Below are 18,082 nucleotides of genomic sequence, written 5' to 3'. Positions count from 1 at the left end.
GGATTCAGTAGCTTTTTTACGTGCCAAAGTGCTCGACGATTATTGCTGCCAGGCCGGCATAGCGGCTGGCCATCAAGCCAGGGAGCGTCTTGGCCGCCGGATCCTAGAACTGTTCCAGAGTGGGACGAACGAGCCCGACGAGTTACTTATCGGTCTTGAATTCGGCAGACGGCGGAATGGCACGAACCACGGAAGCCTCCAAAATGCTGGTTTGCCAAGGGAGCTTCCTCAGGCCGCCCGCGGTATGCGCGACGTGAATGTCGCCCTGGTCACCGACACGCTGGTGCCGTGCCTGTCGCTGATGATATCCATCCGCGCATCGAGTTGTTTCACGAGAGCCTCGACGATAGCCGTCCCAAGGCCCGCATTCGGCGCCCCGGCAGGCTTGCCGGCGCCATTGTCCGAGACCGTCAGCTTCCAGCCGCCGCCGTCGGTTTCGTAAGCCACCTGGATCAGCGCCTTGGCCTTCTCTATCGGAAAGGCATATTTGATCGCGTTGAGAACGAGCTCGGTGACGATCAGCCCGAGGCTCACCGCCTTCTGCGAGTCTATCCTGCCGCCATGTGCCGTGACGTTAACCGCGATCGGCTGGTCTTCACCAACCATCGAGACGGCAAGGCTGCTGCACAGCTTCGACAGATAGGATACGACGTCGATCTCCTCGACGCCGGTCGTGGTGTGGAGGTGGCGCTGCACTTCGGCGACCGACAGAACCCGCTGGTGGGCATCCTTCAAATGCTGACGAGTTTGCTCTGATGTGACGGAGCGGGCCTTCAACAAAAGGATGCTGGCAATGATCTGCAGGCTGTTGGCGACCCGGTGCTCCATTTCCCGCAGCAGCACTTCCTTTTGCCGCAGCAGGTCTTCGGTGCGGCCAAGAAGCTCTTCCTTTTCCCTTTCGATGGCACGGCGGGCCGTGATGTCGTTGAAGGCGAGCAGGATGGTCGCGGCGGAACTGTGATCGTAAAGCACCTTTCGCGCGTTGAGCAGCATCGTGCGCCTGCCAATATCGGGGAAATCATGCTCGACCTCGAAGCCGTCCATGGCGGTCTTCTCGGGAATGATCGTCTCCAGGAGTTGATGAAGCGCTGGAATGTCCCACTGGCCGTCGCCCAGCGCATAGAGCAGCGAGCCGTGCGTCTGCTGTGGATCGACCCTAAAGGTCTGATAAAAGGATCGGTTGGCCGCCAGCACGCGAAAGTTCTCATCGAGCACGAGGAAGGGTTCGACGATCGTATTGACGATGGCCTGCGCCAGCGTCTGCGCGTCTTCGATATTCGCAATTGGGTAGAACATAGGCTTCGAGGCCAATCCAGGGACCGTTTCCCCTTGATTCTTTCTACCGGTTTGCCAGGCACCTGTCGCGAATTGAATCGAACCGGCGCACGTTGCACGCCAACTAAATATACCCGATCATGGCAGGTGGCAGGGAGACATCGGGTGGCGGCAAATCGTCGAAAGGGCATTCAGCCGTCGGAGCCAGGGCTGGCGGGCATTTTGTCCGCCGCCAACGTCCATCCGCACACCTCATTGCCCACTGTCGCCACTATCGTGACGACGGTGGCGGCGTTGTATTTCGGGCGCGAGGTTTTCCTGCCGATCGCCATCGCGCTGCTTTTGACCTTCGCGCTGGCTCCCGCCGTGTCGGCGTTGAAGCGTGTCGGCATTCCCCGCCTGCCCGCCGTCATGGTCAGCGTGTTCGGCGCCTTCGCGGCGCTCGCTTTGTTCTCCTTCATTGCCGCATCGCAGGTCAGCGAACTGGCGCAGAACATCCCCACTTACCAAACAAACATCCTGACCAAGATCCGCTCGCTCAAGGAAACCGGGGTAGGGGGAGGGATCATTGCTAGAATGAGCCAAGTGATCGAGCGCGTCGGCCAGGAGGTCGACTTGCAGGAACCGCCGCCGCCCGCCGCCGAAACCCGGAAGCGCGAGCCGGTGCCGGTCGAGATCATCGCGCGCGAAAGGCCGCTCCAGGTTCTCCAGAATCTGATCGGGCCGCTGATCAGCCCCCTGGCATCAGCGGGCCTGGTCGTCATCGTTGTCATCTTCATGCTGCTCGAGCGGGAGGACCTGCGCGATCGCTTTATACGCCTTGTCGGCTACGGCGACCTTCATCGAACCACCGAGGCGCTCCAGGATGCCGGCAAGCGGGTCGGCCAATACCTGCTCATGCAGCTCGTCGTGAACATCGTCTACGCCATACCGATTACGGTCGGACTCTGGGTTCTGGGCATACCCAATGCACTGCTGTGGGGATTGTTGGCGCTTGCCCTGCGCTTCGTCCCCTATATTGGCCCGGTCATCGGCATGCTGCTGCCCTTGTTCCTGGCGCTGGCGGTGGCGCCTGGCTGGTCCTTGCTGCTTTGGACCGCCGCGCTGTTTGTGGTGATGGAACTGGTCACCGGCAACGTCATAGAACCGTGGCTTTACGGTTCGCGCACGGGGCTCTCGCCGCTGGCCATCATTGTGGCGGCCATCTTCTGGACCTGGCTGTGGGGACCGCTGGGTCTGGTTCTGTCGACGCCGCTCACGGTCTGTCTCGTGGTGCTTGGCAGGCACGTGCCGCAGTTCGAGTTCCTCGACGTGCTGTTCGGAAACGAGCCCGTGCTTGAGCCCCATGCTAGGCTCTACCAGCGGCTGCTGGCCGGCGATCCGGAGGAAGCCACCGATCATGCTGAAGAGATCCTTGAGGAGAAGTATCTGTTTGAATTCTACGACAAGGTCGCCATCCCGGCCCTTCTGCTCGGCGAACAGGATCGTGTTCGCGGCGTGATGGGCGAACCACAAAGGCGACAAGTGGCCGCCAGCGCCCAGACGCTGGTGGCAAATCTTGAGGACAGCGCGCAGGAGGAGGCCGCCGACGAGGATGGCCCGGCCGCGGTCGGGGACGCTAGCGCCGACGCGGGAAAAAGTGCGGAAGCTGCAAAAGAGGTGGAAGGAGAGGACGAGAACGAGCCGGAACTGCCTGACGGCACTGGCATGTCGGTGCTTTGCGCCGGCGGGCGTGGCGAACTTGACGATGCCGCGGCCGCCATGCTGGCGCAGGTGCTCGAAGTCCAGGGCGCGACAGTATCAAGACTAAGCTTTGCCGACCTGGAACCGGCGCTCATTCGCCGACTGAAGTTCGACGCTGTCGACACCGTCGTGGTCGGATTCCTCAACCGGGACTCCGTAAAGCACGCCCGTTTCCTGGTTCGTCGGCTTAAGCGCGCCAAGCCGGCTCTACGGGTAGGCATTGTTTTCTGGTCGGAGGACGGCAACGGCGACAAGGATGCAGCCACCAAGTTGGCCAATGACCTCGACGCCGATTTCGTGGCGCACGGCATGGTCGACGCCTTGCTGGGCGCGTTGTCGAACGATCCGCCGGTTGTGCTCAAGCTCTTCACAAAACGCCGCACGCGCCGCCGGCCACCCCCTGCCAAGAAAACGCCGCTCGCAGTTGCAAGCTGAGGCGGATCAGGGCGGCGAGAGCGCGGAGCGTCGATCGCTCGACTCACAATACGGCACTCGTCCGGCTCCGGCCGGCATTGATTGCGGCTCAGTCATCGCCTCAGCCCGGCCATGAAAGTCTTCACCCGTGCCAGGTCGACCTGGTTCCACCAGACGCCGTCGTGCTTCAGCGCGCTTGCGATGATGACACCGTCGACGATGCCAAGGATGTCGTTGGCGTTGTCAGGCGTAACGCCGCTGCCGACTAGGGTAGGGAGGCCGGCGGCGTTCTTGATCATGCGGATGTAGGTTAGATCCGCGGCGTGCCCCGTGCGCTGACCCGTCGCGATGATGACGTCGGCGTCGAAGAAGACCAGATCCTTGACCAATTCCTCCACCGGGCGGTCGGCAACGATGGCGTGCGCGCCATGCTTGACATGAGCATCGGCGAAAATGTGGATGCCGTTGGCGCGCAGCCGGGCGCGGTAGCGTGCTGCGCGGCCCGACTCGCCCTCTACAAAGCCCTCATTGGCGACATAGGCATTGGCCCATTGATTGATTCGAATGAAGCCAGCGCCAGCAGCGCTGGCGATCGCAAGCGCCGGGATCGCAGCATTGGCTAGCACATTGATGCCGATCGGCTTGCCGAGCTCGCGACGAATACGGTCGGAGACCACAGCCATATAGGCTGCTGTCTCCGGTCCGATATCGTCAGGTTTCGCGAAGGGAATGTCGCCATGGTTCTCGACGATCACGCCGTCGCATCCGCCATCGAGATAGGAGCGCGCATCATCGAGTCCTCGCTGATAGATCGCCTCTATAGCCTCTCCGTCATAGCGTGGCGCGCCAGGAAGCGGCGCAAGATGAACGACGCCAATCACCACCTTGCTGCGGCCGAAAAGCTGGACGAGCGCGTCGCCGCCTGACTGTCCGATCGGACCTGAGGACTGGGTCATGAGAACTCCATTTGATCGACGAGCGCCGCTATTTCAGATGCGGAAGGGCAGGATAACAAAGTGCCCGGCCGTGTCACCGCGATTGCTGCGGCCGCTAGCGCCAACCTCACCGCTGAGATAACCGGCATGCCCCTGGCGAGCCCGCCAGCCAGACAGCCGCAGAACACGTCGCCGGCACCACTGGTGTCGAGCGCCTCGACGTGCGGGGCAGGCAAAGGAAGTGTTGCAGGCTGGTCCCGGCAAAGCATAAGGCATCCCTTGGCGCCGAGCGTGATGACAACTGTCCCGGCGCCTCTTGCCGCGAGCTCGCCGGCCGCCGCCGTCATGTCCGCCTGACCGGTCAGTGCCTTCGCCTCGGATTGATTCACCACCAAAATGTCCGCCAGGCTGATGTCAGGAAAAGCCGCCTCATCGATAGGGCTGGCGTTCAAAATGGTGCGCGCGCCAATTTCCCGCGCCGCTCTCAGGCAGGCATTTGTCGCCGCACCTCGCAGGTTTCCCTGGCAGACAAGGATGTCGCCCGGCGTAATCCGGCGCGCAAGCGCCGTTTGCGCGATCGGATCGAATGCTTCGCAGCAGGCGACGCCGCTGACGATGAAATTCTCCCCGCCACCATCAATGACAATGGTCGAGCGGTCGCTGGGCAGGTCGAAATCGCTTACCTGCACGTCCGACAGCTCCATGTCGAGTCGGCTCCTGATCCATGCGCCTAGCGGGTCCTTGCCGAGCGCCGTCCACAGCGTCACCGCCGTGCCTGTGCGCGCTGCTGCGACCGCCTGGTTTGCACCCTTGCCGCCGAGGCCATCGGCATAGGCAGCGGCGTTCAACGTCTCGCCTGCGGCGGGGAACCGGCCAAGGCGAAACGTCGTGTCGACACAGGCGTTGCCCACGACGTGGACATGCATCGCTCAATTCCCGCCGGTTGCCCAGCCAAGCATCTGTTCGAACAGGGTCTTGTAGCCTTTCCAGGCAATGAACTCTGGTGGCAGCCAATGCGGCCCGACATCTGACGTCCAGGCCACGGTGCGGCCCTTGCCGTAGTGGCCGGTGACGAGCAGCGGCAGTGATTCATATTCCGACGACACGGTGGCCAGAACCTCCGCCCCGTCTTTCAGCGTCACCTCGTTGAAGCCGAGCAGCACCGGCCAGTCCGGTCCAAGACCCTTCAGGATTGGATGGCTCGACGGACCTTTTATCACTGGCGCAAAGCCCTCCGGGACCTCGATGCGGTCGTCGACTGCGAGGCAGTTCACCGGCAGCACGTCCTCGACCGGCGTCTTGCGGTAGCGCGCGCCGCCATTGATGCCCTGGAAGCTGTAATAGCCGCCGAACATCAAAAGCCCGCCGCCTGCGCTCACATAGTCGCGCAGCAGGCGCAGGCGGTTCGGCGTTCTCTTCGAGTGAACCCAGGTGTCGGGATGCAGAAGCAGCGTGTTGGCGCCGATGTCGGAGAGCACCACCGCGTCATATGCGAAGAGGGTTTCCATCGTTTGCGGAAAGCTGCGCTGCGCCTCATGCGCTGGCATAAAGGTGACGTCGAAGTCGGTCGCCTTCAGCGCTGTCAGCAATTCGTCCGCGCCAGTATGGTAAGTGACCGTCGGAAACTGGTCGAAACCCTTGATATGGGTTGCCGTCGAGACCCATGATTCACCGGCAAGCAGGACTTTCTTCTTGGACATTTGGACTCCGTGGTAGGTCTTGGCTGCCGCAGGTCTAGGCAGCTCCGCTCTGCCGCGCGAACACGGCCTTGGGATTGGCGATCAGCATCCGGTCGATCGCTGGCTGCTCGACGCCATGCCGTTTCAGACGCGGTATGAAATGCTTCAGGATATAGCCGTAGCCGAAGCCGCCGAAGCGGGTCAGCATGATCTTGAGGAACACATCCTGCGAGAGCAGCAGGCGGTCGCCGAAGCCCGCTTCGACAAGTGCCGCGATCGCTCGCGCATTCTCTTCATCGGAGGGCGACTGCGCGTCCTGATCGGCATAGTAGTAATCCATGCCGATCATGTCGTATTCGAGGAACGCGCCGCGCCGGGCAAGGCTTGTCTGATAGGCCGGATCATTGTGGCTGGGATTCATGTGACAGAGCACGGTGTGGCGAAGATCGGCGCCCTCGGCTTCCACGATGTCGAGCACGTCGTGCGCCAGGCGCTCCCAGCCTGGCAGATGGATCGACAGCGGCACGCCGGTGATGCGCGAGGCTCTGGCGGCAGCCCTGAGCGACTTTCGCTCTTCGGTGGTGAAATCCTTGCTGACGCCGACCTCGCCGATCAGGCCCGCCATGATTGGTGGCTGCGTCTCGCCGCCGCCGACATCGTTGACGATGAACTCGGTCACTGCGTCGACGTCCATCGCCTTCAGCCATTCGGGATGGGTGTGCTCGAGATAGAAGCCGGTGCCCATGACGATCTTCAGGCCGGACATGCGGCTGATGCGGGCAAGCTTTTCCGGCTCTCGCCCGATACCGATATTGGTCGCGTCGACGACGGTGTGGCCCCCCAGCGCGCGATACCGCTGCAACTCCGACAGAGCTAGGTCACTGTCGTCGAGCGAGACGTTGTCGCGGTTCACGTAAGGGTTCATGCGCAGTTCGCCGATGATTTCGATGTTCACCGGCTGCTCGGCGAGCGCCATGTCGTCGGGATGACAAGGACATTTCCAAGTGCGCGCGCCGTCGAGCAAGATGTGCTCGTGCATTAGGGTAATCCCCATCTCGTCGACAGGAACGACGCCGAGCACGGTCATCACATGGCCGGTCTCGATCCCGATCTCCAGCCGTTGCTTGGGTGGCGCGTTGTCGAAGAGACTGTTCATAGCTTAACGGCTTCGCACAGCGCCGCGGAACAGGCGGAAATTCAGCCAAATGGCGATCAGGATAATCGTTCCGGTTACGATCGGCGTCAGGAAAGGCGACAGATGCGCCAGGATCAGGCCGTTGCCGATGACGGCCACGGTGAGTGCGCCGAGCACCGTGCCGATGATCGTTCCGCGGCCGCCGAAGAGACTGGTGCCGCCAAGCACGACGGCCGCGATCACCTCAAGCTCGAAGCCTTGCCCGGCATTCGAGGACCCGGATCCGAGCCGGGCAGCAATGATGATCCCTGCAAGCGCCGCCGCGGTGGCGGAAATCACATAAACGAAAAGCGTCATCAGCCGTGTGTTCACACCGGCTCGTCTCACCGCTTCGGCGTTGGCCCCGATGCCGGTCACATAGCGGCCGAACGGCGTCTCGTTGAAGGCCAGATAGGCGATCGCGAGGATCGCGACTGCGATTAGCGCCGGCACCGGCACACCGACGAACCAGGCGCGGCCTATGACTGTGAAAGAGCTTCCCGGGTCGACGGGGATGGAGTAGCCGCCCGTGATGAGCAGCGCCACGCCCCGGATCACCGAAAGCCCTGCAAGCGTGACGATGAAGGCCGGGATACCCTCATAAGCCACGAAATAACCCTGCACCGCGCCAAGCAGGGCTCCCAGCGCGAGCATGGCGAGGATGACGGCCGGCCAAGGCAAGTCGAACTGCAGAAGTGTCGCCGACAGCGTTGCCACCAGCGCCAGCACGGAGCCGACTGAAAGGTCGATACCGCCTGTGGTGATGACGAAGGTCATCGCCGCGGCGACGATCAGCAGCGGCGCCGACTGCCGCAGGATGTTCAACAGATTGGGCGATGTCAGGAAGGCGTTTGTCGCCACTGAGAAGACGATGCAGACGGCAACAAAGAACAGCGCAATCGACACGACACTGCCATTGGCGAGCATCGCTTCTCGCCATGTGGCTTCGCGCACCCTTCGCGACTGAGCGGAGTGGGTCGCTTCGCTCATGTTGGCGCTCCATCGCGAAATCGACTGGCAGCGGAACGAGCATTGAACTTGCGGCCAACGATCAGATTGACCACGTCCTCGATATTGGTTTCGCCGATCAGCCGCTCGGCCACATTGCGTCCTTCATACATGACCTGGATGCGGTCGCAGACGAGGAACAGATCCTGGAGCCGATGGGTGATCAGAATGACGCTGACGCCGCGGGCGCTCACGGTGCGGATCAGGTCCAGCACGGCCTCGACCTCGGCGACGGCAAGCGCTGCCGTCGGCTCATCCATGATCAGCACCGAAGGCTCGAACGACGCCGCGCGGCCGATCGCGATCGACTGTCGTTGTCCGCCGGACAGGTTTTCGACCTTAAGCCGCGTGTCGGCGATAACAATGCCGAGGCGGTCGAGCATCTGACGCGTTTGCTCATGCATGCGCTTCTTGTCGAGAAAGGAGATGCAGGCGACGTGCCGGCGCGGCTCGCGGCCAAGAAAGAGGTTGCCGGCGACGTCGATGGTGTCGCAGAGCGACAGGTCCTGATAGACCATCTCGACCCGTGCCGCACGCGAGTCCGCCGGCGAACTGAAGGTCACCGGGATCCCGTCGATCTCGATCGTGCCGGAGTCGGGGATAACCGCTCCCGACAGCACCTTGCTCAACGTCGATTTTCCCGCGCCATTGTCGCCGACCAGGCCCAGGACCTCGCCCGGCTTCAGTGTCAGGGACACGTCGTCGAGCGTCTGGATGGCGTTGTAGCGCTTGGAGATACCGCTCATCCGCACCCGATAGGTCTCGCCACTGCTCATCTTGGATCCACGGAATTGGCAAGGGGACCGCGGCGGTGCCTTGAGCACCGCCGCGGATTGGTCTTCGGTGCAGCTTACTTGAACATCGCGCGGTATTGGTCGACGTTCTTCTTGGTCACGATCGTCACCGGAATGTTGATGATCGGGTCAACCTTTTCGCCCTTCTTGAGCTTGGTCAGGGCTTCGACCGCGGCCTTGCCCTCGCCGGCCGGATCCTGCTGGACAACCGCCACCACCCAACCATCGTCGATGCCCTGAACCGCCTGTTTGGTCAGGTCCCAGCCGAACACCTTGACGTCGCCGGTGCGGCCCTGGCTGGTCACGGCCGAGACAGCACCCAGCAGCGCCGGCTCGCCGGTCGCATAGAGCGTCGTCATGTCCGGGTTGGCGGTCATCAAATTCTCCGAAGCGCTCAGCGCGGTCTCCTGAACGTTCTGACCGTCGACGGTGTCGAGGAAGGTGATCGCCTCGCCGCTGTCGGTGACGGCCTTCTTGAACCCGTCGAGCCGCTGGTTCTGGATGAAGGAATTGAGCGCGCCGATGATGCCGATCTTGGCTTTGCCGCCCATCTCGCTCTTTACATAATCGGTGTAGAATTTGCCGATATCCGCGCCGGCCTTGGTGTTGTCGACACCGATGAACGAAACGTTGTCGCCGTTAGGAATCTGCGCGTCGATAGCGACCACGGGAATGCCAGCCGCCTTGGCGGCAGTGATTGCCGGTTTGACGCCATTCACGTCGATGGCGACCAGAATGATGCCGTCGACTTTTTGTGTGATGTAGGTCTCGATCGCGTCATTTTGCGCGCTCGGGACGTTGTTGGCATTGAAGATGACCAGCTTGGCGCCAGCGGCATCGGCTGCCTTCTGCGCGCCCTCGTTGATCTGGTTGAAGAACAGGGCCTGCTGGTTGATGTTGACGAGAGCGAACGTGTCGGCGAGAGCCGATCCCACGGCCGTCGAGCCGATGGCAACGAAGGCGGCGCAACCGACGAGAAGTTTGAACAGACGCATTTGCGGTTCCCCTTGCTTGCGGACCAAACCTCATTTGGCTAGCCCATTGGTGCTACAGGCACGAGGCAACAATTCAAGAGACTTGAATGCTTGTCAATGAGTTTGAACGATCGAATATCGCTCAGAAAGTCGCCGGCGTATTAACCCAGAAAATGCTTGCTCGCTCCTTGCCGATGTTGCGGTAGTGATGCGGCAGCTCCGACCGGAACACAAACGCGTCGCCGGCAGTGAGATCATGGTTCTTCCCGTCGACGATCAGCTCGATCCGGCCCGCGAGCACATAGCCGACTTCCTCGCCGACATGCTGGATCGGACCTTCGCTCTCGCCGTCCGGTTCGATGTGATGGATATTGCACTGCAGCAGGTGACCGGACGAATACGGAATGACGCGTTCCAGCGAGATGCCATCACCTCGTCTCAACGCGTCCAGTGTGATCAACGGTCGCGCGCCAGCTCGGAATACGATCGCCTCGTCGTCATCGACCTGCTCGAACATCCAGCCGATATTGGTTTCCAGGACCTCGACCAGGCGGTGCAGCATGGGCAGAGATGGCGAAGCTTTGCCGTTCTCGATCTTGGACAAAAGGCTTTCAGAGCAGTTCGCAGCAGTGGCCAGCGTCTTCAACGTCATGCCACGCGTTTGGCGGGCGAGGCGCAACCGCGTTCCAAGCCGCGCCGCGTTCACGGTGCCGCCCATTTCGGATTCTGGCCGTCGCCGATCGATCTTGTTCATCCGTTCGCCAAGCATTCAACGTCAAGGGAGGACTGACTGTCGCGCGAGCAAAAGGCAGCGGCGGGCGATTTGCAAGTGGTGATCTGCCATTTCGATTCGAAATGGGAAGCGCATTGCCCGATAGCGCGCCTTGATTCAGGGCTTTCACGAACACCAGGCAGACTTATCCCATAGTGGCGCCGAACTACGCGGCCAACGGTCGGCGCTGGCATCCGGTCGGCTCTCGATCTGTCAAAAAGGCTGATGGCTAAAAAGCAGAAACCTCGTCGCGGTTATTCGGTCACGTCGCTGCTGTTGAGACTGCACATGCGGATCAACCAGCCTCCGCCAGCTTGGCGCAAAGGACGCTGAGCGAAGTTCCGTTTACGGTCGGCTCTCCTTCTGAATAGGCTGCGAGAGTCCAGGCGAGATCGCCGGAGCTGCCTGCCTCAATTACCTTAAGTGTTTTGTCAGGACCGGCGTGTTCGGTCCAACTGCCATGGAGCGTCTCGATTGCGGCGCGCCCGCGGGCTGGTGGTGCATAGGAGGAATGCACTTCCGCGTCGTCTGTGAATATGGCCGCGCAACCGGCAGCATCACCGGCGCGATATGCCGAGACATATGTCTCCCAAAGTTCCAGCAGCTCATCATGGATTGACATGCTACCCTCCTTTGCCCCTCGATTTACTTTAGCAACTCCTCATGAGGGCGACCAGGTCCAGCCGTAACCACCGTCACTCATCCCGCCAGATCACCCGTTCTCCCACCGGATTTCCACGAGACGCCTGTAGCGGATGGTGTGAGTCTGCTCTTCGTCGCAGGAATGTCGATGCGCCTCGGGCCGCGCGGCCATCTCTGGACGGCCAACGGTCTAGCGGACAGTCGTTTGATAGCTTAGCCCGGGAAATGAAACAGCGTCGGGCAACAGCGCGTGCCCTCCAGCCGGGCGGCCCTTGAGGATGTCGAGAAGAAACGCCGTGGTCAGCGCGTTCGCTTGCTTGGAGTTCATAAACATCATGTGCCCGCCACTATCGAATACGGCCAACGCCTTGTCTTGACTGCTGATTTGATCATACGCCCACAGAGCGTTGTGTTTAGGCAAAACAGAGGCATCGTCGGTAGCGAACATAATCAGCGTCGGCACGTTGACCTCGGCTATGCCTGTCTCGCCAAGGGCATGCAGGTCGCCGCCTGGAGCTCCGGCGACAAGAGCGGCTACGCGTTTATCCCAGATGGGCGGCATCGGGGCCGCAAACGGATCAGCGACACCATACTGCGTCGCGACCGATTGCTCGTGGCCCACGAATTGGCACGTATCGTTGGCAGATGGCTCATTTTTATTTACAGCGCACCACGCATCGAGTTCTTTGAAGTTGACCCTGGCGCCTCCCGCCTGGAACACAGTGGTCCCTCCGCTCGAATGTCCCCAAACACCGATGCGTGAGGTGTCGATTAGCCCGGCCAGCCTGCCGCCTGGGGCGGTCAATAAATCGGCATACCCAATCACCCGGATCACGTCGGCAGGGTGATCGTAAAGCAGCCAGATCGCCCATTGATCTTCTCGGCTAACTCCTTCATCCAGCGGACCGCGCAGTCCGGTGTCATAGTCCGCGGCGGCGACGACGAAACCGTAGGATGCGAGTTGCCGACCCAACGCGCCGTATAAGCTGCCGTTACCGTCGAGCCCGTGGATCAAGATCACCAAAGGATAGGGACCGGTTGTTGCCGCAGGTGCATCTATCGACACCTTCAAGATTGCGCCGTTGGGATCGGGTGCGGGACCGGCGGCAGGATACCAGACCATAGTAGCCATGGGATGTTTGCCAGAAGTGTCAGGGATGGTGAACTTCTGGAGACCAATCGCAAACGGCCCCGGCTTCGTGAAATCTGCGGCGAACACGGGTGAAAAGACGCTCACCAGCCAAACGACAACAGCGAACGGAAGGCTCAGTCGGCACATAGCTTCGCCTCTCGGCCGGCTCTATATCATCGGCCTTCGGAGGGAGAAATTGTCGCGCATATTGGGGTCACTGACAATGGGAGATTATTTCCGCAACTCAGTCACTGGCAGCGGCCTAAAGAGTGAGTTTTGAACCTAACCCTAACCCTCCTCGCGAAAATTCCTTCAGCGACGCATGCCGCAGCTTCTCCTCCCTTTGAGGAACTTCACCCGTCCGATCAGACCCGGCTTCAGCCATTCTGCCTTCTCGTTGGCCAAGCCCTTCGGCAGCGGTGCTCCTGCCTTGCCTTGCACACGGTCCCAGAGCGCCTGCCGCTTGTCAGCTTTGAAGGTGACGAACGCGCCGCCCATGTAGCGGCCGTTGTTGGCCGTCAGCAACCAGCACTGCAACGACCGCAAAACGCTTGAGCGCGAGGATTCGAGGCTGAAGCCTGCGGAGCTTGGGCCACCCATTATCGGGCGCCGACATGGGAGAGATCTTCCCCGCGAACAGGATAGCTTTACCGTTGCAGGAAATGCGGCCCGCCGATTGACCGGCGCGATCTCCGGCAGGTCATTTGGCATGGCAGCCGGACCATGAGCCGCTTGAACTGGATAGCTGATCTCAGATCACTTCACGGAGGCGGAACAAATTTCGCGTTTCGCAGTTACCAAGCGCTGCTTACGTGGACTCCGCGATGCTTCTTGCTCTGAACGATGCGATCTCGACCGCTGTTTTGGCCGGCAGAGGCGCGGACGCGGAAATCCATGGGGTGATCGATCTCACCATTAAGACTGAGGCCCGGATAGGCACCATCAGCTTGGGGCACGCCATCCAGTTCGTCGCCAACGCGTCGGTGCTTGGATACGACGTTCGCGGTGCAATGGTCTTCTATGGGGAGCCTGGAACGCCAAGCTTACGGACATGGGACTGCGAACATCTGTGGGCGCAATATGGTGGCGCTCTGCTGCAGCCATGAGGCGCGGAGGGATTGGCGCACAGGATGCACTGATTGCAACTTCGGCCATGACATCCTCCCATTCCACGGATTGCCAGCGGAGCCCGGCGCTGCGATTTTCGGCGACCGCCACGGGATTCATACGCTCAACTATGAGTTACAATGTTACAAATTATGACTTAAGCCGTTGATTTTATTAGAGCTATTTAGAGTTCAATCCTCTCTCGCAGCACCAGCCTATCCCGTTGATGCGTTGGGTTGAAAATGGCCGCACAGCGGCATCGTCCTTCTCCGACGTGCACTCGGTCTATTACGGGTAAGTCTGTGGTAGCGGTCGCTCGGAACCTCCATCACTGCGACATGATCCAAGTTGGCGTAGCGCGCCCGGTAGTAGCCCTCCTCCTCAGTTTCAGCGAAAGTACATTGGGGAATGTCAAAGCTCGCGGCTTCCAATCCGAAGAAAGTGTCGGCGCATCCATTATCCAGCAAGTTCCACTCATCCTCCCCGTTCTCGTATGTGACACGAACACAGGAGACCATCCGCATCGCTTTTTCCTCGCCAATTTCTGCGATGATAATCTCACATTCGTTCTGCAGTGTTTCAGACACCTCGTTTGAATCCAAATCGTCGAGAGCCTGATATACCTCTGGACGATAATATTGTGGCATCGCCTCCACATCATCTCCAATCAACTCAACGGAAAGGATGTATCTCAAGTTGAGAAGCGCCAATTTATTGTTGAACGTTGCGAAATGGATCCAGCGCCTGCTGATGTGATTCGACCGAATAGCACTAAGCAATCTAAGTTGATGTAAAATAGAGGCGCGCGTCTGTTCACCAATTGGATATTTACGTGTTCCGGACGTCATCTTTACCTTGAAAGTGCCATATCGGACTTCTGCTGCAGTATTCGATGAATTATTCGGCATCTCCTGAAAGTCACTATTGGACCCCAGAAATTCATCTCTCGTGCATTTCAAAGCCATACAGAGACCCTCGACCTGCTCAACATTCAGCGGTTCCTTTCCTGTCTCCCATCGGGAGACAGTTTGCCGGGTCGTTCCCATATCCTTCGCCAGATCTTTTTGGGTGATTCCCAATCGACTCCGAAGTTCGCGGAGGCAGAGGGCGACGTGCGCCCCATTAGGAAGTGGACGGTCCGTCATCGTGGACACCTCCTTCTCATGTCAAATGTCTGTTCTGAACGACTCAGCGAACGAACCTCTGAGCCGCGTTTCGTCCATGCGCATCCGGCCAGCAATTCTGTGATAAGTTCGCGAGTGTAGTTGGTCACGGTATCCGCTTGTTGAAGCCGCAGTTTACGGCCAGACCGCTGCAGGACGGCTTCGAGGCGATTGGCATGCGGACAAAGCTCGTCGGGCCGGACACCTCCTCGGCAAACAATAATATGGTGGCTGCGTTTCTTGGACATTCGCCAAGTTTCGTTGTTTCCCTGCAAATTCGGAATAGCCTATTCACCGCCCTTTGCCGTCGATTTCACGCCTAGGGCGGCCATGCAGCTGATTTTGATGACGGCGTGAACTCAACATAGCCACACTTTGGAGGCGCTCAGCGTCCCGCTAATGGAAGCTGCGCCTCTGCAGCAAAGCCCGGAGAGGGAACAATCTGCAAACGTGAGCCAGAACTAATTTAGCATAGTACAACGTCAAGGGCGCGGCTGGGGGGCGGGCTCGGATGGGCATATGTCTCGGTCAGTATTTTTTTGACGGTCATCGTTTTGGGCAGATTGTCAGCAGCTTTGCGTCGGTAGTGAGAGCCATGCATCACCGCCTGCATTGTTAGGCCAGCGTCGGGCTAGCGTCCTCTTAGCTGTGGTCTGCCGTCGAGAGCTGCCAATTCCTCTCCCAATGTGGCGATCAGCGCCGATACGCGTTTGCGCATCCGCGGGTGTATATTCATTAGAGCTTCGATCAGCCGTCCCCCTTCCGAACCTGTCTATCGCTAGATAACGACTTTGAGCTGAGCCAATACGGTTTGCACGGACCTGAGGCTGCTTTTTCCGTGGGGCGGAGGCAACAATTCGAATTCGTAACAGATCCGAAGACCGTGCCGGATTCCCTGTCAAAGTGGGGGTTCGGCGCGGTCTTTTTTTATGCCTCGAAGTTCGGAAAGGAGCGAATGATGAACGAGGTCGGAAGCGCAGAAGTAGGAGCCGAAAAGGCAGCCCACACAATCTTGGAATTCGGTGCCTCGCACGGCATCGGGCGGTCGCTGGTCTATGAAGAGATTGCGGCCGGTCGATTGAAGTGCCGCAAGGTCGGCCGCCGCACCTTGATTTTGGCGAAGGATGCAGAGGCCTGGCGTGATGCCCTGCCAGACATTGTCGTTCGCTTGTTGGCCTCGGCCGTCGCCAAGGCAGTTTAGCCCGCGAAGGCGTGGACGATGGCGAAGCCAACGCCGATTGCAAGGCCGGTAGCGAGGCTTTCAGCCAAGCGCAGCACAATCGCGCCGTAGCGAGCCCGCAAGCGTGCTGGTGGGGCTCTCAGAGCACTGGAAAGGTCGTCGAAGATCGCTTCCATGGGACCGATTCTAGATCGGATCTCCGGGCTGGTGCGAAGACACCGGTTCTTTTTTAGCGACTCCTGGGAGCGGGACCGCCGGGCGAGGAACCCCAGACCTCAAGCCCGGCGGAAGTTACTCCCGATCCCCATCAGGAGCCCGGTGGAGAAGTACCGGCGATTTATTAGAAGCAAGGCGGATGCCATCATTTTGGTCCCGAAGTGGGACAGGCTCTATGTGATGCTGCTTGCCGAGGGTATTTGGCGAGAGAGCTTGTCGACCGTCGCGACAATCGCCGTTGCCAACGCTTCGGCCTCATGAATCAACTCCGGCCCATAAAGCCCGTTGACCATTTCTTCGGTTGGAAGCACGCCCGGCGGGCAATTTTCTTCGATCGTGCGCCTTATCAGCATGAGCGCTGCTCGGCACTCTTGGATATCGACCGTCGCCATAACGAATTAAACATTCACTTTGGCTAAAATGTTCCGGAACCAAGTTATAAGTCGCGCCTTGATTCGCTGCGCGGCACGGTTCTTAGCATTCACCGACCGCTATCGGAGTTCGCTCCATTCCAACTCCGAGACGGGCCTGTCCGGTTGACCCACGCCGGGCAGGCCTGTTTCCCGCCTCCGCCGCGCGGTGATAGTTTGATTTGTACGAGATCGGACAGAAGAGCCTAGGGCCGGAACCCTTTCTGAGATAGAGGCGTTGCCGGCCGGGGAGACTCATGTATGTCCGACGAGCCTCATAAGCCACAATCGATGGATGGCCCGGTGATTCAACGCTTGGTCAGAGAAACCGGCGTCACCTACGAGCAGGCTCGGGAGCTTGTCAGCCTTTTGGGCAGCTTCCATTGGGCGTCGCTCTTGCGAGAAGCTAGATTGCTAATCCGAAGCCGCTGAATTTCAAACCGACCCACTATCGCACGTTTCCGACCTCTTGATTTTTCCAGAAAGTGCGACACAAGATTGGCCCTTGGGGTTCTGTCTCGGGGAGGCTTGAGATGAACATTCAAGCACCTACTTGGCCCGGAAAGCACGGCCAGGGAGCTGGTTTGTGGGGCCCTCACGGGCTTCCAACCCGGCGACATAGTGTCTGTGAAGGCAACCATTGCGGCGGTTCGCGAACTCTACCCGGACCTGTCTGCCACCAACTGTGAACTGGTTGAGATGATCGTTGAGGAGGCCACCGGAGCGGCACTGTTCGTGGCCTTCGATGTCCGCGAACCTTGACACCTCTCCCATTGCTTCAGTCTTACGTGCTCGCCGGGAACCTACTTGGACCCCGCTCCAAACCACCATACGAATGCCGCCCATAATGCAGCGGCCCGGCCGGCTGCGGGGGGTAGCACGAACCGGGCCTGACCGGCGGCGGGGGGCTCACGACATATGGCGCCGGCTGAAGGCTATTGTTACTCCCGCCATGGCCATTCATACGCTTGCACAATGAGGTACGTCGGACAAATCATGCGTGTATTAGTACACCCTAATTAGTACCTGGGATGAAGTGGCTCATCGCGTCCAAGGTAAGACCGGCGCGCCGCCGCCGAAAGGCCTGGCGAAAGAAAAGACGGAATGGCTGAAGCCTGGACTTGTCGGCCGGGTGAAGTTCCTCAAAGGCGAGGAAAAGCTTCGGCACGCGTCATTGAAGGATTTTCGGGAGCAATGATGCATCTCCCGAGTTCAGCGGTCCGATAGCCCGCTGCGGATGTGCCCCCACACGCGCAGCGGGCTAAGGTGGCCGGCGCCTCTCGTTGGGGAGATTGCCTGAAGCGAGCGCCGGCCTGGCGAACCGTGGATTGCGGTCGTCTCGGCCGGCGCCGCGGCATTCATGGCAGAAGATCACCTTCACCAGATCCCAGTGAAGGCACGGCTGGTCCGGCCCCCATCGCCGGACCAACTCTGCAAGATCAAGAACCGCTTTGCGTTTGCAGG

Annotated in this window: 19 protein-coding genes and 1 pseudogene; 5 read left to right on the top strand and 15 right to left on the bottom strand. The window is 60.0% G+C overall.

What is annotated here, in order from left to right; translation table 11 throughout:
* Positions 1-228 precede the first annotated feature (228 nt).
* A complete protein-coding gene (locus YU3_RS0130755) occupies positions 229-1,296 on the bottom strand; it encodes a histidine kinase dimerization/phosphoacceptor domain -containing protein (protein WP_027169798.1) in 1,068 nt (355 codons plus the stop codon).
* A gap of 144 nt (positions 1,297-1,440) precedes the next feature.
* Between YU3_RS0130755 and YU3_RS0130750 the strand changes: the two genes are divergently transcribed.
* Positions 1,441-3,453 carry an AI-2E family transporter gene (locus YU3_RS0130750; RefSeq protein WP_027169797.1) on the top strand — a complete coding sequence of 671 codons (2,013 nt, stop codon included), beginning with the start codon at positions 1,441-1,443 and terminating at the stop codon, positions 3,451-3,453.
* Positions 3,454-3,545: 92 nt separating this feature from the next.
* On the opposite strand, the gene YU3_RS0130745 is transcribed toward YU3_RS0130750, so the two are convergent.
* The 11 genes from YU3_RS0130745 to YU3_RS37870 form a co-directional block, all read right to left on the bottom strand.
* Complete coding sequence (locus tag YU3_RS0130745; protein ID WP_027169796.1) at positions 3,546-4,388, bottom strand: BtpA/SgcQ family protein; 843 nt, start codon at positions 4,386-4,388, stop codon at positions 3,546-3,548.
* Complete coding sequence (locus YU3_RS0130740) at positions 4,385-5,293, bottom strand: ribokinase (protein WP_027169795.1); 909 nt, start codon at positions 5,291-5,293, stop codon at positions 4,385-4,387. Before YU3_RS0130740 ends, YU3_RS0130745 begins: the two co-directional genes overlap by 4 nt.
* 3 nt (positions 5,294-5,296) lie before the next feature.
* Positions 5,297-6,067, bottom strand: coding sequence for a glutamine amidotransferase (locus YU3_RS0130735; RefSeq protein WP_027169794.1), 771 nt, complete (start codon positions 6,065-6,067; stop codon positions 5,297-5,299).
* 34 nt (positions 6,068-6,101) lie between these two features.
* On the bottom strand, positions 6,102-7,202 hold the full coding sequence (locus tag YU3_RS0130730) for a phosphotriesterase (RefSeq protein ID WP_027169793.1): 1,101 nt from the start codon (positions 7,200-7,202) through the stop codon (positions 6,102-6,104).
* 3 nt (positions 7,203-7,205) lie between these two features.
* Complete coding sequence (locus tag YU3_RS0130725; RefSeq protein WP_027169792.1) at positions 7,206-8,210, bottom strand: ABC transporter permease; 1,005 nt, start codon at positions 8,208-8,210, stop codon at positions 7,206-7,208.
* Complete coding sequence (locus YU3_RS0130720) at positions 8,207-9,004, bottom strand: ATP-binding cassette domain-containing protein (protein ID WP_036259944.1); 798 nt, start codon at positions 9,002-9,004, stop codon at positions 8,207-8,209. Before YU3_RS0130720 ends, YU3_RS0130725 begins: the two co-directional genes overlap by 4 nt.
* Positions 9,005-9,078: 74 nt before the next feature.
* On the bottom strand, positions 9,079-10,017 hold the full coding sequence (locus YU3_RS0130715) for a substrate-binding domain-containing protein (RefSeq protein ID WP_027169790.1): 939 nt from the start codon (positions 10,015-10,017) through the stop codon (positions 9,079-9,081).
* 121 nt (positions 10,018-10,138) lie between these two features.
* Positions 10,139-10,750 carry a cupin domain-containing protein gene (locus YU3_RS0130710; protein ID WP_027169789.1) on the bottom strand — a complete coding sequence of 204 codons (612 nt, stop codon included), beginning with the start codon at positions 10,748-10,750 and terminating at the stop codon, positions 10,139-10,141.
* Between the two features lie 313 nt (positions 10,751-11,063).
* Positions 11,064-11,390, bottom strand: coding sequence for a nuclear transport factor 2 family protein (locus tag YU3_RS39910; RefSeq protein ID WP_245273708.1), 327 nt, complete (start codon positions 11,388-11,390; stop codon positions 11,064-11,066).
* A 210-nt stretch (positions 11,391-11,600) separates the two neighbouring features.
* On the bottom strand, positions 11,601-12,689 hold the full coding sequence (locus YU3_RS0130700) for a hypothetical protein (RefSeq protein WP_027169788.1): 1,089 nt from the start codon (positions 12,687-12,689) through the stop codon (positions 11,601-11,603).
* A 165-nt stretch (positions 12,690-12,854) separates the two neighbouring features.
* Positions 12,855-13,067 (bottom strand): hypothetical protein, encoded by a 213-nt coding sequence (locus tag YU3_RS37870; protein ID WP_036259942.1) that lies wholly within the window; start codon positions 13,065-13,067, stop codon positions 12,855-12,857.
* 299 nt (positions 13,068-13,366) lie between these two features.
* Between YU3_RS37870 and YU3_RS0130690 the strand changes: the two genes are divergently transcribed.
* The gene (locus tag YU3_RS0130690) at positions 13,367-13,648 is read left to right on the top strand and encodes a hypothetical protein (RefSeq protein WP_027169786.1); all 282 of its coding nucleotides are present in this window, start codon (positions 13,367-13,369) and stop codon (positions 13,646-13,648) included.
* A 216-nt stretch (positions 13,649-13,864) separates the two neighbouring features.
* On the opposite strand, the gene YU3_RS39905 is transcribed toward YU3_RS0130690, so the two are convergent.
* Positions 13,865-14,794: a helix-turn-helix transcriptional regulator gene (locus YU3_RS39905; protein WP_084508423.1), complete on the bottom strand. Its 930-nt coding sequence runs from the start codon at positions 14,792-14,794 to the stop codon at positions 13,865-13,867.
* Between the two features lie 973 nt (positions 14,795-15,767).
* On the opposite strand from YU3_RS39905, the gene YU3_RS37860 reads away from it, so the two are divergent.
* Positions 15,768-16,013, top strand: a complete 246-nt coding sequence (locus YU3_RS37860; RefSeq protein ID WP_245273707.1) for a helix-turn-helix domain-containing protein — start codon at positions 15,768-15,770, stop codon at positions 16,011-16,013.
* On the opposite strand, the gene YU3_RS40940 is transcribed toward YU3_RS37860, so the two are convergent.
* Positions 16,010-16,168 carry a hypothetical protein gene (locus YU3_RS40940; RefSeq protein WP_156913654.1) on the bottom strand — a complete coding sequence of 53 codons (159 nt, stop codon included), beginning with the start codon at positions 16,166-16,168 and terminating at the stop codon, positions 16,010-16,012. The genes YU3_RS37860 and YU3_RS40940 overlap by 4 nt on opposite strands.
* Positions 16,169-16,381: 213 nt before the next feature.
* Positions 16,382-16,600 carry a hypothetical protein gene (locus YU3_RS39900; RefSeq protein ID WP_084508421.1) on the bottom strand — a complete coding sequence of 73 codons (219 nt, stop codon included), beginning with the start codon at positions 16,598-16,600 and terminating at the stop codon, positions 16,382-16,384.
* 645 nt (positions 16,601-17,245) lie between these two features.
* Between YU3_RS39900 and YU3_RS42185 the strand changes: the two genes are divergently transcribed.
* Together YU3_RS42185 and YU3_RS41910 are read left to right on the top strand one after the other, a co-directional pair.
* Positions 17,246-17,380, top strand: a complete 135-nt coding sequence (locus YU3_RS42185) for a hypothetical protein (protein ID WP_280798433.1) — start codon at positions 17,246-17,248, stop codon at positions 17,378-17,380.
* 283 nt (positions 17,381-17,663) lie between these two features.
* Positions 17,664-17,816: pseudogene (locus tag YU3_RS41910) on the top strand (ATP-dependent DNA ligase); the annotation flags it as partial.
* Positions 17,817-18,082 lie beyond the last annotated feature (266 nt).

Source organism: Mesorhizobium sp. WSM3224 (assembly GCF_000427725.1).
Lineage (GTDB): Bacteria > Pseudomonadota > Alphaproteobacteria > Rhizobiales > Rhizobiaceae > Mesorhizobium.
This window is presented reverse-complemented; position numbering and strand designations above follow the sequence as displayed.